The 15349-nt window shown below is 57.3% G+C and carries 12 protein-coding genes and 1 pseudogene; 7 read left to right on the forward strand and 6 right to left on the reverse strand.

Going from position 1 to position 15349, the window contains the following annotated elements; genetic code table 11:
* Positions 1-77 precede the first annotated feature (77 nt).
* Both SG26_RS00645 and SG26_RS00650 read left to right on the forward strand, forming a co-directional pair.
* On the forward strand, positions 78-1295 hold the full coding sequence (locus tag SG26_RS00645; RefSeq protein WP_050007469.1) for an aminotransferase class V-fold PLP-dependent enzyme: 1218 nt from the start codon (positions 78-80) through the stop codon (positions 1293-1295).
* A gap of 44 nt (positions 1296-1339) precedes the next feature.
* A pseudogene (locus SG26_RS00650) lies at positions 1340-2043 on the forward strand (PIG-L deacetylase family protein).
* 39 nt (positions 2044-2082) lie between these two features.
* Here SG26_RS00650 and nagZ read toward each other — a convergent pair.
* The 4 genes from nagZ to SG26_RS00670 all read right to left on the reverse strand — a co-directional run bounded on the left by nagZ (position 2083) and on the right by SG26_RS00670 (position 7209).
* Positions 2083-3630 carry a beta-N-acetylhexosaminidase gene (gene nagZ, locus SG26_RS00655; RefSeq protein WP_175055129.1) on the reverse strand — a complete coding sequence of 516 codons (1548 nt, stop codon included), beginning with the start codon at positions 3628-3630 and terminating at the stop codon, positions 2083-2085.
* A gap of 99 nt (positions 3631-3729) precedes the next feature.
* The gene (locus SG26_RS00660; protein WP_014030876.1) at positions 3730-4647 is read right to left on the reverse strand and encodes a carbohydrate ABC transporter permease; all 918 of its coding nucleotides are present in this window, start codon (positions 4645-4647) and stop codon (positions 3730-3732) included.
* A 1-nt stretch (position 4648) separates the two neighbouring features.
* Positions 4649-5509 carry a carbohydrate ABC transporter permease gene (locus tag SG26_RS00665; RefSeq protein ID WP_008308407.1) on the reverse strand — a complete coding sequence of 287 codons (861 nt, stop codon included), beginning with the start codon at positions 5507-5509 and terminating at the stop codon, positions 4649-4651.
* A gap of 332 nt (positions 5510-5841) precedes the next feature.
* Complete coding sequence (locus tag SG26_RS00670; protein ID WP_014030874.1) at positions 5842-7209, reverse strand: extracellular solute-binding protein; 1368 nt, start codon at positions 7207-7209, stop codon at positions 5842-5844.
* Between the two features lie 245 nt (positions 7210-7454).
* Here SG26_RS00670 and SG26_RS00675 point away from each other — a divergent pair, with 245 nt between their 5' ends.
* From SG26_RS00675 to SG26_RS00690, 4 genes are all read left to right on the forward strand, one after another.
* The gene (locus SG26_RS00675; RefSeq protein ID WP_050036563.1) at positions 7455-8462 is read left to right on the forward strand and encodes an SIS domain-containing protein; all 1008 of its coding nucleotides are present in this window, start codon (positions 7455-7457) and stop codon (positions 8460-8462) included.
* A gap of 237 nt (positions 8463-8699) precedes the next feature.
* Positions 8700-9848: a galactonate dehydratase gene (gene dgoD / locus SG26_RS00680; protein ID WP_008308410.1), complete on the forward strand. Its 1149-nt coding sequence runs from the start codon at positions 8700-8702 to the stop codon at positions 9846-9848.
* Between the two features lie 52 nt (positions 9849-9900).
* Positions 9901-10647 (forward strand): IclR family transcriptional regulator, encoded by a 747-nt coding sequence (locus SG26_RS00685; RefSeq protein WP_050036564.1) that lies wholly within the window; start codon positions 9901-9903, stop codon positions 10645-10647.
* A 458-nt stretch (positions 10648-11105) separates the two neighbouring features.
* Complete coding sequence (locus SG26_RS00690; RefSeq protein WP_050036565.1) at positions 11106-12164, forward strand: glucose 1-dehydrogenase; 1059 nt, start codon at positions 11106-11108, stop codon at positions 12162-12164.
* Between the two features lie 289 nt (positions 12165-12453).
* Here SG26_RS00690 and SG26_RS00695 read toward each other — a convergent pair whose 3' ends face one another.
* On the reverse strand, positions 12454-13038 hold the full coding sequence (locus SG26_RS00695; RefSeq protein WP_050036566.1) for an HD domain-containing protein: 585 nt from the start codon (positions 13036-13038) through the stop codon (positions 12454-12456).
* 1 nt (position 13039) lies between these two features.
* Positions 13040-13759, reverse strand: coding sequence for an EthD family reductase (locus SG26_RS00700; protein ID WP_023842934.1), 720 nt, complete (start codon positions 13757-13759; stop codon positions 13040-13042).
* 104 nt (positions 13760-13863) lie between these two features.
* Between SG26_RS00700 and SG26_RS00705 the strand changes: the two genes are divergently transcribed.
* Entirely contained in the window at positions 13864-15225 is a 1362-nt protein-coding gene (locus SG26_RS00705; RefSeq protein WP_050036567.1) for an NAD-dependent succinate-semialdehyde dehydrogenase, read from the forward strand.
* Positions 15226-15349 lie beyond the last annotated feature (124 nt).

Genomic DNA, 15349 nt, shown 5'->3' on the forward strand with positions numbered 1-15349 from the left:
TAGATGGGAATCTTTCATATACCTGGAGCGGGTTTGAGTTCGTATACGGGACTAGCGGTAGTGAAAAGAGCACAACTATGGTTCCATTCACAACAGAGTCAGAGTCGGTGTATCGTCAGTTGGGTGTCACGCCGGTCGTCAATGCAGCGGGCACAAAAACGCGGATTGGCGGCAGCCTCATTCGAGAGGAAGCCGCGGACGCCATGCGCGCTGCTGCCGACGAATTCGTTCAGCTGAGTGATCTAGAGGCAAAGGCTTCCGAACAGATCGCTGAAATCGCCGGGTCGGAAGCCGGATACGTTTCGCCGGGTGCTGAGGCCGGCCTGTTGTTGGCCGCGGCTGCCGCAATCGCGGGGGACGACCCGGAGACCATGTCGGAGTTACCCCATCCGACAGACGCACCAAACGACATCGTGATGCCCCGGACTCACCGGACGGGGTACGACCACGCACTGCGAGCGGCTGGCGCAAACATTGTCGATGTCGGGACAAACGATTACCATCTCGGCACTGGCGCAACAAACGTGGAACCCTGGGAGATCGAAAGCGCCATCGACGAAAACACTGCCGGGGTCGCGTACGTCCAGAAAACATACACACAGCCGGACCTCTCGACTGTCTCGGAGATCGCACACCGACACGATGTTCCCGTGATTGTCGACGCTGCCGCCGAGGTGCCGCCCATTGAGAACCTCTCTCGTTTCGTCGAGCAGGGAGCGGACATGGTGGTGTTCAGCGGTGGCAAAGGAATCCGCGGCCCACAGACGACGGGTATCATCGCCGGCAAACGTCAGTATATCCGTTCAATCGCTGTGCAGCACCAGGATATGCACGTCGACCGCCGGGTTTGGAACCCACCCAGCTCGCTTATCGATACGGAACGGTTCGATGGGGTTCCCAGACAGGGAATCGGACGGTCGCTCAAGGTCGGCAAGGAGGAACTTGTCGGCCTCATTCGCGCGCTAGAACTATTCATCGAAGAGGATCAGGAAGCGCTTGTCGCCGAGTGGGAGAACCTCGCCGAAAACATGGCGAGCCAACTTGAGGCAGCGGGCGTAGAGACCACAGTTGTTGCTGGTGGTGAGCAGAGTGTTGCTCCACGGATCATTGTGGATATAACTCACTCCCAATCGACTCTTTCGGCAGCCGCGTTGGTGTCAGAACTGCAGCGCGAGGACCCGCGCGTGTATGTCGGCGAGGACCGCATCGACGAGGGCGAGATTGTTCTTAACCCGATGTGTCTCGACGAAGACGGTGCTGCGTACGTCGTCGACCGCCTGCTCACACATCTGTAACAGAGAAAAGATATAAATAATAACTTACAATACCATAGCATAGTATGGACGTCCTCGTAGTAGTTGCCCACCCAGACGACGCAGATGTCTTCTGTGGCGGTACGATAGCAAAGCACGCTGAACGCGGTGACGAGGTCAGTATCGTACACATGACTCGGGGAGAGTACGGCGGGCTGCGAACGGACTCACAGGAAGCCGTCGGGAGAGTCCGTGAACAAGAGGCCCGCGCTTCGGGGCGGTGTTAGGCGCCTCGGAAGTCGCGTTCCTCGAGTTCAAAGACGGGCGGATCACTTACTCCCTGGAGAACCGTGTAGAGATGGTGGATGTAATCCGGGAGTATAACCCGGACATCATCCTCACGCACTACAAAGACGATCTGCATCCAGACCACCGAGCGACGTCACGGTTAGTGACGGACGCGTACTACATGGCTTCGCTCCCCCTCGTTGAGACGGATTTCGAACCCTGTGATCCGGACAACATCTACTACTTCGGCAAGCCGACATCGGAGTTTACCCCCTCCATGTTCATCGATATCGATGGGTACCTGGAACAGAAGGTCATAGCGATCAAGAAACACGAGTCTCAGGTAGAGTTCCTCGTCGAGCACGGCGGCATCGACGCCGAGTTCGACAACCTCATCGACGGACTTCGCGCCGAGAATCTCGTGTTCGGGAAACAGGCCGGGGCCCGCAGTGCGGAGGGGTTCGTCCCGCTGCACGAGTCCGCACAGGAGTTTCTCGGATAAGGTCGCTGGCGTTTCACGAGCACTGTCGTTGAAGCGACCTCAGTCGGGAATCGTGACCGGAAGCGTCCCCGTTGGGTCGACTGTCCCTGCCAGTGTTTTCGCCGCTGCCTGAATCGCACCTGGTGAGTAGCCGTAGGTCGTCAAAAACGTGGCCGCACCTGGACAGACAGAGAGGTCGTATGGGTTCCGTACGGCAAGGACTGCCAGCTGGTCGTGGTGCGCAATGAGCGTCCGGAGCGTCGCTGCCTGTGACTCGTTTGCCAGGGCATCGTAACTGACAGCGACAATCTGCTCGTTCTCTGGCGCTATCTCGACAGTCTCACCGGTCGCCACTGTATGTGTCGTGATTTCAAACCCGACCTCGCTGAGCGCAGCAGAGACCGCCTCTGGGTCGTAGCGCTCGTCCTCGGCGGGCGACCCCCGCGTTCCGGTAAAGCTGACCACATGCAGGTGACGCGACGTATCGAACGGCACTGTCTCGCTGTCGTCCCTGACGAGTGTTACCCCACAGTTTGCGATTTCAGTTGCAAGCTGTTTCGATTCGGGCGCACAGCGATTCCATTCCGGCTTTTCGGCAGTCTCAGATGCACCCATCCGTTGCTGTTTACAACGCCGGATGCGCTGCAGCGACCGGTCGATTCGCTCCTCGGTAAGCCGTCCCGTTCGGACGGCGGTAAGCACGGCCTCAATCGCTGCACGCTGTCGCTCGAACGTATGTGAAACAGTGACGATATCACACCCGGCCTCGATTGCACGGACAGCCCCTTCGGCGGGACCGACGCCTTCGGCAATCGCGTCCATCTCGAGACAGTCCGTGACGAGTAACCCATCAAACCCCAATTGCTTTCGAAGCAGTGCTGTCTGGACTGCCGACGATATCGTCGCTGGTAGTTCGTCGTCACCTGTTATCGCCGGAAAGGCAACGTGTGTGGTCATGATCGCGTCGATACCGCTCTGTATCGCCGCTTCGAACGGTGCGAACTCCACGCGTTCCAGTCGGGAACGCTCCTGGGCGACCACCGGCAGGTCGAGATGTGAATCGACTGCCGTGTCGCCATGACCGGGGAAATGCTTCCCACAGGCCGCGACAGCCACGGACTGGAGGCCCTGGGCCATGGCTGCGCCCAGCGCGGCCACACGCTCGGGATTTTCACCGAAGGACCTGACGCCGATTACGGGGTTCTCCGGGTTGTTGTTAACGTCGAGGACTGGCGCGAGGTTCAGATTGATCCCGAGGCTCCGTAGCTCCCGTCCGACGGTCGCACCTGCTTTCCGAGCCATCGCTTCGTCATCGCAGGCCCCAATGAGCATCTGACTCGGCAGTTGCGTCCCCCAGTCGAGGCGTGAGACGACGCCGCCCTCCTGGTCGGTGGCGACGAACAGTGGGAGGCCAGCGCCGACTGCTGTGGCTTCTGACTGCAACTCCGTCGAGAGGGCTGCCACCTGCGCGGGCGACGTAATATTTCGGGTGAAATAAATGATGTTGCCGAGGTTGTACTCACGAATCAGTTCCCGTATCCCAGCAGTCGGTTCGGTGCCATCAAAGCCAGCCATGAATAACTGGCCGACTTTCTGTGCTAATGGCATACTCGCCACCGTCTGAGTCTGCATATAACAACATCCGACGTGCTGGGGATATAAAACTACGTTTGGAATCGCGAACCGCCACAAAACTGGAGCCGAAGATTACTGCTTGACACTCCCGGACGTCAGCCCGGAAACGATCTGCCGCTGGAACACGACGAAGATTGCGAGCAGTGGGACAGCGGCGAGCGTCGAGGCAGCCATCATCTGGCCCCACATCGTCTGATCCTGCTGCTGGAAGTTCTGAATCCCAATGGAGAACGGCGTGACGTTGTCGGTCGCCAGGACCGACGCGAAAAGCACCTCGTTGAACGCGAGCAGGAACACGAACATCCCAGTCGCAGCCAGGCCCGGTGCTGCAAGCGGCATGACGACGCGGAACAGGGCCTGTGTCCGCGTACAGCCGTCGATCCGCGCGGCTTCCTCCAGCGCGGTCGGTATCGTGTCGAAGTACCCACGAAGCATCCAGATGGTGAACGGGACGGTAAACGTCGTATAGAGGAATATCATTCCATGGTACGTGTCTTTCATCGGCACGTTCGCCGACTGGTCCATGACGATGAACAACAGAAACATCGGGATGAGGATGAGTACTCCGGGGATCATCTGCGTTGCGAGTGCCCCCATCTCGAATTTCTCCTTGCCAGGGAACTCATATCGCGACAACGAGTAGGCAGCCAGTCCACCGATGAGCAGCGAAAGAACTGTTGTCACGCTCGAAATGACCAGGCTGTTAACGTAGTAGTCGACGAGCGGGAACCGCTGGAACATCAGGAAGTAGTTCTGGACATAGGGGTCCGCCGGAATTATGTCAAGCCCGAGTTGCAGCACTTCATCGCGGGTTTTGAACGACGTCGTGAACATCATCCAGACGGGGAATATCGCGAATATGAGAACAAGGATGAGCACGGAGCGCCAGAGCAGTTGGTACACGAGCTCTTTACCATCGGCAGTCAGCCGCATTTCGTCGGGCACCATCGTACTTTCTGACCCGACAGCAGCCATGAGCGAACTGAGCATCTCAGATAGCCCCTCCGTCGTAGCTAGACGCCACAACGCGCTTGTAATAGACGTATGCGATGGTCATAGAGAACAGGAACAGCATCGCGCTGAGCGCGGACCCGATCCCGTATGCACTCTGTTTGAAGCCAAAGGAGTAGATGAGCAACATCAGGACGTTCCCCGATTCGCTCGGTGACCCTCCCAGCAAAATATACGGGACGGGGAAGTTGATGAAGGTCCAGAGGATCAACAGCAGCAGAATGACGGCAGAGACAGGCTTCAACTGTGGCAGCGTCACGTACCGCAGCTTCCCCCATCGGCCGGCCCCGTCTATCTCTGCAGCCTCGTACAATTGCTCCGGTACCGACTGCAGTCCGGCGTACAACATGATCGCCGCATACGGGAAGTTCCGCCAGACGTTCGCGATGATTATCGCGTACAGTGAGTTTGGACCCAGTAGCCAGAACAGGGACCCCTCGATGAGTCCGGCCTGCCGGAGTAACGCGTTGATGACTCCAGTATCGCTCCGGAACATCATCCGCCAGGTGAGAAGCGTGACGACAACCGGTGTCACGTACGGAATCAGAATCACGGTCCTCGCGACAAGCTTCCCCCGGAATTGCTTATCGAGGGTGAGTGCGGTGACGAGCCCGAGAACGTACGTCCCTACGACCGAGCCAACCGTGTACAGAATGGTGACTTTGAGCGAGTTCCAGAACTGTGCGCCATAGATCGTATCCTTCTGGAAGACCTTCGCGAAGTGGTCAAGCCCGACGAACGTCTCTGGGCGGAACCAGTCAGTATATCTGAGCGACGGGAACTCGTAGAAGCTCATAACGAACCCGAGGATGACTGGAATCCCGTGGACGAGAAGCATCATTGCCAGAGCCGGGGCAATGAGCTTGAGTCCGAAGCGCTGGCTTGCAGGTAACGAGCTAACGTATGGGATATGAACCGCTGGGAGTCGACGTCTGACTCGCTGGTACGCGGACAGGAGCATACACAATCGATTATTATGCAATGTATTTAACCGTTCTGCACGACGCTAGAGTGACACGGTCCCGACACAAAGCTATAGTAGCCATTGAAAATCAATGCACACCTGATCGCACGACGGCAGTGCGATCAGTGTGTACATCGTTTCAACTGTTACTATAGTAGCTATTCGACCGGACAAGCACAGAACCACACTGAAACGCCTGTTTTCCGAGGTTATCCTTGAAGCGCGTTTTCTGCCTGCATCGCAGCCTGTTGGAGTGCCTTCTCGGTATCGCCTTCGGACCAGGAGTCCGTTGCTGCCTTCGTGAGTACCTTCGTGACAGCCCCCTTGATCGCTCCGGAGACATCACCCCAGCCCACGACTTGCGGCGCTGTCTTGGCGTTTGTGTTGTTCAGAACGTCTTCACTGAAGGACTGATACAGCTCACCCTGGAAGGCGTCTTGCTCGAAGCTACTCTTGATCGTCGGCAAGAAGCCAGAGCCCTTCGCGAGTTCTGCGTTGACCTCCGGCTGCATCAGATACTCGATGAACGTCGCGGCTTCGCTCTTCTTCTTCGTCCAGGGATGGATGCCCATGAGGTTCACTCCGAAGAAGGTCGACGACTCTCCCCGGGGACCGGCCGGCGGCTTGCCGACGCCGAGTTCGGCGTCGATATCGTTTGCTACTCTGAGCCCCTGCCACGTCGAGGCTATCCGTTTGCTGCTAAACGCGTTGTTCCGTGCAACGCCGTTCCACTCGACTGACGCCTGTGGGGACGCCTTGTGCGTCGTCGACAGGTCCTTGTAGAAATTCAGCGCCTCCACCGCCGCGTCACTGTCGAATGTCGGCTTGGACCCGTCGATCACGCTCCCGCCGTTTTGCCAGATGAGCATCATATAGTACTGGACGACTGCCCAGTTGTTCGCCCCAGGAATGCCGAACAGGTATCTCGTGTTGTAGCCTTCCTGTTCCCACTTTTCGGCCTGCGTGTTGTACTTCGACGCATCATTCGCGAGTTCGTCCCAGGTCGACGGAGGGCCATCGATACCGGCTTCCTCGAACAGCGATTTATAATAAATGTGTCCGCGGGGTCCCCAGAACCAGGGGAACCCAGCCCGGACGCCGTCGAATTTACCGATCTGAAGCGGTGACTCGTAGATATTGTCTGTCGGCATCGAGACGCCGGCTTCTTCGAGGTCCATCCAGCCGTCGGAATTGACCTGTTGTGGCATCCACGTCGATGCGATCTCTTCGACGTCCGGACCGGTCCGGGTGGAGATACTGTTGTTTTGCTTCTTCCGAGCGACGCCCCAGCCCATCGTCTCGAAATCCACGCTGATCCCGTGTTCTTTCTTCAGTATGGGATTGTGCTTCTCGTAGAACGTCTCAATGTGGTCATTGACGAAGTGACGGACTGTGAGGGTGGTTATATCGTTCGATTGCTCCCCGGTGCTCGCGCCGGAGTCGCCGTCCCCGCCATCCCCGGAGGTACTCTCTGAACTTTCGTTGCCGCCACAGCCCGCGAGCAGCGTGACTGTTGCCGCTCCGGCGCTTTTGATGAAGCGACGTCGCTTGCCACTCCGCAAACTACTGTCTGACATATGCTATCACCAACGACCCATGTAGTATATATAATTAATTGTTTAGGATATTCTTCGTAACACTGTATTCCTGTGGACTATCACAAATACCTATCGTGTGGTTTTATAATACACTGCCATCAATTGGTAATCTAAGTGATCGCAGAGAGGCTTCGGTCAGTCAGACAGTTGCTGGCTGACCGAAGCCTCTGCCGGCGTTGTCGCTGAAACAACTGACCACAGTGCCGTCCCATGAACATCAAAACATGACCACACACGCAGTCTACGACGAGATCCGTTCCGGTATCGACCGACTGAACGATTTCGAACTGAGCACGCACGACCTTTCCGAGCCACGCGAGCGTATTGCACACGCTGACCGAGTCCACTTCATCGGCTGTGGATCCTCGTACTGGACCGGCGTGATCGGTCAGTATGCGTCTTTCCAGAGCGGCATCGATGCAACGGCGCACGCCGCGTCAGAATATCTGTTCGCCGGTCCGCCGATTACTGAGGAAACGGTTGTCGTCGCCTACTCCCAGTCCGGCGAAACGTCTGAAACCGTTACAGCCGCTCGCCGAGCAAAAGAGGGAGGTGCAGTCGTTATCGGTATTACAAACAGCGCCGATTCGACGCTGGGGTCTGTAGCGGACGAGATCCTCGTCACGCCGGCGGGGACCGAGAAAGCAGTCCTTGCTACCAAAACAGTCGATGCCGCGTTGATGCTGACGTTCTCGCTGCTCGAAAGCAAATACAGTGAGTACACACCGAGCGAACTGCAACGCACATGCCGGAACGTCATCGACCAGGACTTTCAGGCAGCCGTCGCTGTCCTCGCGGAGGCCAAGACACTCTACACTCTCGGACAGGGGATCGAATATGGGCTTGCAGGCGAGGCGGCGACGAAGTTCGGCGAGGGTGCACTGTTGCATACGACAGCACTCCCGACACCGGAAATCAGCCACGGTCCCATCGCAAACGCTGCCGGTGAGCCGGCACTCGTCATTGCGACCCGAGAATCGAAGTCATCGTTGACCAGCGAGGTCGTTTCAAAGCTACGCGACGCCGGAGTGATCACAATTGTCCTGCGGCGGCCGACGAACGACTACGGTGGAGACATCTCAATCAAACTCCCGTCCCGATCACCGGACCACCCGATAGTCCCGTTGAAGATCCTGCAATCGCTCACGTACAAGACGGCCGTCAAGAAGGGATACAATCCGGACGATCCACCGGAACTCTCGAAACATATCGAGTGGAGTGCGCTGGGGTAGCGGGCTACACCAGCAACCCTAGCGAAGGGCACGTATCGATCACCGATGAGAAGCAACGAATTGAAACGGCTAACTCACACTGGTCTCTTTTCCGCCCTCTGGAGTCCTGTCGATAGCTGACAGCGGTGACGACCGTCACGATACACAGCCGCACAACCGATATGTAAACCCAGTGGGAGCTGGATTATGCAGATTATATCATGAAGGTTAATCACACTCCGGATACGATGCGGCAGTATGCAAATCACCGGATACGAACTGTTCGAAATCCCTCCCCGCTGGGTCTTCCTGAAACTAGAAACCAACACCGGAGTTCTGGGGTGGGGTGAGCCCGTCATTGAGGGGAGAGCGAAAACAGTTCGAGCGGCGGTCGAGGAGATGCTGGACCAGTACCTCATCGGGAAGGACCCGTTTAGAATCGAGGATCACTGGCAAGCACTGTACCGTGGCGGGTTCTATCGCGGCGGACCGATCCTGATGTCTGCAATCGCTGGTATCAATCAGGCGCTCTGGGATATCAAGGGGAAACACTTCGGTGCACCTGTGTACGAACTGCTGGGTGGGAAGAGCCGCGATAAGGTCAGAGTGTACAAATGGATCGGCGGTGACCGGCCGGAGGATGTCGCTGCAGAAGCGACCCGGTTAGCCGAGGCTGGCTACACCGCACTCAAAATGGATGCGACGAATCAGACCCGGTTCATCGAAACGAAGGCGTCGCTCGACGAGATCACAGAACGGATTCAGCACGTTCGAACAGCAGTCGACGACCGAGTGGATATCGGGATCGATTTCAGAGGCCGAGTATCAAAATCGATGGCCAAGACCCTCACCAACCGCCTCGAATCCGTCGAACCGATGTTCATCGAAGAGCCGGTGCTTCCCGAGAACATCGAACACCTTCCGAACATCGCGGCCCAGACACGCGCACCCATCGCAGCAGGTGAGCGACTGTACTCGAGATGGGATTACAAAGACCTCCTCAAAACGGGGGCGATTGACGTGATTCAGCCCGATGTCTCTCATGCAGGCGGTATTTCAGAGATGGTCAAACTGGCTAACATGGCGGAGTCACACGACGTCGCCATTGCACCGAACTGCCCACTGGGTCCAATTGCGCTGGCTGCGTCGATCCAGGTCGATACGGTCGTTCCGAACCTGTTAGTCCAGGATCAGGGGTTCGACGTCCACTCTGAGACGACCAGTCCCGCACACGACCTGCTGAATTCAAACCCGTTTGCGTTCGACGACGGCTACCTGAAGACGCTGGACGGCCCGGGACTGGGTATCGACGTAGCGCTAGACGTTGTTCGGGAGAAGGCAGAGGCCGACCTCGACTGGCACAACCCGATATGGCGGCACGAGGACGGCAGCGTCGCCGACTGGTAACGATTGTTTCATAATAATAAAAACTTAAGCTATAGACGAGAGTAGTAATCTTATGCCCGATAAAACTGAGACAGCAACACTTTCGGCACCGATGAAGACGCTCGCCATCGTCGACGTGCTCAGAGACGCCGACGGGCCGCTTGGCGTCTCAGAGGTGGCCGAGCAACTCGGGTACACTCGGAGTACGACATACAAGCACCTGAATACGCTGTTGCAGTCAGGCTACGTTACAAAGAGTACAGGGAACTATCAACTGACGTTACAGTTTGCCGATATCGGCGAACACGTCAAATCTCAGGCGCCCATCTACCACGACACGAAGCCCCAGATAGACCAGATATCGGCGACGACCGGCGAGTCCGCCGGACTGGTTATCAAGTGCGAAAAGCAAATTGCCGACGTCTATCATACCGCCGTTGACGACTCTCCGAGACACGTAAACTCCCCGTGTTTTCACTGCAGCGCTCCGGGAAAGGCAATCCTCGCGGCGACCGACCCAGAGGCGGTCGATGCTATTTTAGACCACACTGGTCTGCCTGCAATGACCGAGAACACGATTACGGATCGCCAGACGCTCACTGCCGAACTCGACAATATCCGGGACCGGGGTATCGCGTTCGAGCGTCGCGAGCAGTATCCAGACGTAAACTGCGTCGCGGTTCCGATTCAGGACCAGTCTACAACCGCAGCCGTGTACGTGGCAGGACACGCTGAACGGCTGAGCGGGAAGCGGTTACAGGAGGATGTCCCCGGGATGATTCTGAGCGCCGTCAGGCAACTCAATGCGGAGCAAATCTGAGTCATTCGTCAGCCATTCCTGTTCATCTCGGCCATTGTCAGCACAGCCTGGAATCAGCAATGTTCAGTACAGCCGCAGCAACTCCAGTCCTAGCTGACCGACGGCAGTTTCAGCAACGCCATACATATCCCAACAGAATTTTTTATCCGAGATAGGGTATTTCTTTTAGCGAAACCATTTGAGAGCGAGTGGTGAGTGAAATAACAGCCGTACACTTATTATTCTAATCCACTCACCTGAACCTGGCCCTCCTAAATATGCACATATCGTACTGTAGCGGTGCTGCATCGGTTCTTTCTCATCCACTTGCCGTTCACACCGCTGTCGTTCAGTATGCTTCCCGCATCCTCACAGCTTTTCATAATACGAAATAATTTCGTCGAAGTCCCTCTGTCTATTGGTCGAAACATTCAACTGTTGATGGATGGTGCGTTTCACTCACGGGGATACCTACAACAATGGATGCAATCGCTGTCAAGCGGGGGAAGACTCGGCCAGAACGCATCGACATCGAGCGCCCGGAACCGGACGAGGGAGAGGTGCTCGTGCGGACGCTCCGTGTTGGCATCGACGGAACGGACTTTGAGGTGCTATCGGGATCACATGGCGAGTTTCCCGAGGGCAGCGACTACCAGATACTGGGCCACGAGGCCGTCGGCGTCGTGGAGTCCTCGAACGGGACCGCGCTGAACGAGGGAGAGATTGTCGTCCCGACAGTCCGGCGGCCCGCAAACACGTCGAGCCGGTTCTTCGAGAACAACGAGCCCGATATGGCTCCACCAGGTGAGTATGTCGAACGGGGGATTGCGGGGGCGCACGGCTACATGGCCGAGTACTTCACCACACCCGCATCGTTTCTCGTCCCGATCTCGGAATCGCTGGCGGATGTCGGATTTCTGGTCGAACCAATCAGCAATGCCGAAAAGGCACTCGAGTTGGCACAGCGTTCCAGGTCGACCTTCGAGTGGCAGAATGCTTCCGGACTCGTCCTCGGAAACGGACCGCTAGGACTGCTCACATTGGCGATGCTTGCAGACCGGTGTGAGCGGACGTACTGTCTCGGCCGTCGTGAACGGCCGGACCCGACCATCGACATTATCGAGGAACTGGGGGCTACCTACGTTAATTCTCGACAGACGGCCGTCGACGAGATACCCGATGTCCACGAGCCGATGGATCTGGTGTTCGAGGCGACGGGGCACGCAAAACACGCGTTTTCGACGGTCGAGGCACTCGATGCGAACGGAGTCGGGGTCCTCCTTGGCATCCCTGAGGACTGGGAATTTACTGTCAACGGTGGAGCGCTTCATAGGCAGTTGGTCCTCCAAAACAAAGCGTTGCTCGGGAGCGTGAACTCCAACGTCCGGCATTACAAACGCGCTCGTAACACACTCGCAGAATACCCGGACTGGTTCCTTGCGTCTATCATGACGACCCAGTGCTCGGTGTCGGGGTTTGCAGACGCATTCGAGGAGTCGCCGGATACCATCAAATCGTACATCGAATTCAGCGCATAAGCCGCAGCATACCCTCGATATGTGTATGTACACTTGAAAGAGTAGTATCTCCCCGGATTTATACATTAATAATTGTCTCAATCATTCTTTTGACGAGAATTTTCGAAATCAGGCTCCTTTAGGGACATTTATGGCAAGGAATTATGATGTATGAGAATATTTTCGATGCATTTAGACGTAAATGCTGGTTGGAGGCGTAGAAATCCATTGAAAACTCAAAATGAAGGCCTCGTAGGGACTAGTTTCGCCGGTCGACGCTGTGGCAGAGCGCTATCGTTCGCGCCAGTGGCTACGTCTGGGAATACTCATCGACCCACTCCTGCAGCGTGATGCCCATCGTTGACTGGGTAATCGCGTTCGAGGACGCGGAGTTCGCACTCTTGACGAGTTCGGCTTCCAGTGTTCGCGTCGGGATCTCGCCGATAAAGTGCGGAATCGCTCGTTGGACCGCCAGCGGACAGCCGACCTCGTGTGCGAGTGCATAGCCCGACAGGGAGTGTGGGACCTCTTCGGTTGCGTATTTCGGGTCCGGGTCGAGTAGCTTCTCGTCCTCGACGAAGTCGACGTACTCGTAGCATTTTCCGACGTCGTGGAGTAGTGTGGCTGCCACGATGACATCCATATCGGGGTCGGCACCGTGGAACTCCTGCTGTTCGATAGCGGATTCCCGTGCGATTCTGGTGACACCGCGGACGTGCCTGACGTTGGTTACTTCGTGGATGTTCCAGGCGTAGGGGATATCGGTAATGTCGCGCCAGCCACCTCGGTCGAGCGCGAGTGTCCACGCCTCGATGACGTTGCTGCGGAGGCTGTCCGACGAGATGTAGTCGAGTTCCGGGAACGCCTCCGTGACTTGCTCCTCGTAGTCGGGCATACTACCCCTCGTCCTGGACGAGCTGTTCCTGGCCGATAAACCGGGGCCGCTCGTCGATAGCCAAGAAGTTATCCACGTCCTCGCGTGCCGCTTTCGCTTTCCCTTTGTCGGGCGCGTAATCCCGCGACCCTTCGCTGCCGAGCGCGTCGTATAGCTTCTCGAGGTCGTCAAAGTAGAGTTCGGCGACGCCGTCGAACTCGGCGTTCTCGGGGTCAGTGGGGATGACCGTATTGTACTTGACGACGCCCTCGATTTCGCGGGCAATCGGTGTATGGTTGCTCTGCCAGTAGTCGACGAACTCATCGTGTGTCATGTCGTCCTGCCGGACGAGAAACGCCGAGTGCTTGTAGAGGCCGTCGGTGTCGCCGTCGACCTCGTCTTTCTGGACGATCTCTTCGCCGATAATACGCGGCCGCTCCTCGACAGCAAGGAAGTTGTTCACGTCCTCGCGGGCCTTCGCGGCGACCGCTTTCGTGGGGTCATAGTCACGGGAGCCGGGACTACCCAGCGCCTCGTGCAGGTCCGCAAGCGTCTCGAAGTACAGCTCCGCCAGTCCGTCGAATTCGGCGTGTGCTGGTTCTGTTGGAAGGACTTGCTGGTAGCGAACCACGCCCTCGATGTCCTTTGCAATCGGCGTGTGATTGGTCTGCCAGTAGTCGACGAACTCCTCGTGAGACATGCCGTCCTGTCTGACTAACAGGGCTACGTGCTTGTACATCATCAGCACATTTCTGACCTATGAATATAAAAGCTAACGCTGTCGTCTATCAGATTAGTTAGGTCAGTAAAGATTAATGTACGTGTGACGCCGAAGACTGAACCGATATGGAGTCAGTCAACCCAGCCACGGGTGAGCGGCTAGACGTGTATGACCCGGATGATGACGACACGGTCGAACGGAAACTGGACCGAGCCGCAGCGACGTTCGAGGAGTGGCGTGATGTTCCGTTGCGTGAGCGCGAGCAATTGCTCGTAAACGCTGGTGAGGTCCTCCGGGAGAACAAACAGCGGTACGCAGAGCTGATGACCCGGGAGATGGGCAAACCCATCACTCAGGCCGTCGCTGAAGTCGAAAAGTGTGCCTGGGCGTGTGACCACTACGCTGAATACGCGCACAAATATCTCTCCGATGAGCACCACCCCAGCCCGCCGGGGACAGAAGTAAAGACGGTCCACGACCCGCTCGGGCCGGTACTCGCGGTGATGCCCTGGAACTACCCGTTCTGGCAGGTCGTTCGCTTTGCCGCGCCCTATCTCACTGCCGGCAACGTCGGCCTCCTCAAACACGCCTCGAACGTTCCCGGGTGTGCGCTCGCGCTCGAAGAGGTGTTTAGCGAAGCGGGCTATCCCGAAGGCGCATTCCAAACGCTGTTGGTCGGTTCCAGCGATGTCGACGGCGTTCTCGCAGACGAACGCGTTCGCGCGGCGACGCTTACCGGAAGTGGTCCCGCTGGGCGCGCCGTCGCCGAAACGGCCGGCAAACACCTGAAAAAGACTGTGCTGGAACTCGGTGGGTCTGACCCGTTTATCGTCCTCGACGACGCGGACCTCGACGCTGCCGTTGAGACTGGGGTACAAGCACGGACGCTCAACGGCGGACAATCGTGCATTGCCGCCAAGCGCTTCATCGTTCACACAGACGTCTACGAGGAGTACGTTGAGCGGCTCGTCGCTGCCTTCGAAAACCTCACTGTCGGCGACCCGATGGCCGACGAAACTGATGTCGGTCCACAGGCTGACCCTGACCTCATGGCCGAACTCCACGACCAGGTACAGACCAGCGTCGACGCCGGTGCAACGCTGTTGACTGGGGGCGAGCCGCTTGACCGGACCGGCGCGTTCTACCCACCGACAGTACTGACTGATGTCCCTTCAGGATGCCCTGCCGACACAGAGGAGACGTTCGGACCAGTGGCGACCGTCTACGAGGTTGCCGATGCGGAAGAAGCAATCGCAGTCGCAAACGACACCCGGTTTGGCCTTGGTGCAAGCCTCTGGACAGCGGACCGAGAACGCGGCCAGCGGCTGGCACGAGAGGTCTCCGCGGGCTGTGTCTACATCAACGAGATGACCAAATCAGATCCGCGGGTCCCGTTCGGCGGCATCAAAGACGCCGGCTACGGCCGTGAACTCTCGGAGATGGGAATCAAAGAGTTCGTCAACAAAAAGACAGTCTGGGTCGAATAACCGTTCGCGTTTGGCACTGGGTGGTCTTCACATTGCTGACGCGCTCGGCTCTCGTCTGCCGGCAGCAACGATGGTAGTCAGCGATTCGCGTGACAGGACAAACCTTCTTGTTTCAAGGGGCGTT

The organism is Haloarcula sp. CBA1115, assembly GCF_000827835.1.
GTDB lineage: Archaea > Halobacteriota > Halobacteria > Halobacteriales > Haloarculaceae > Haloarcula > Haloarcula hispanica.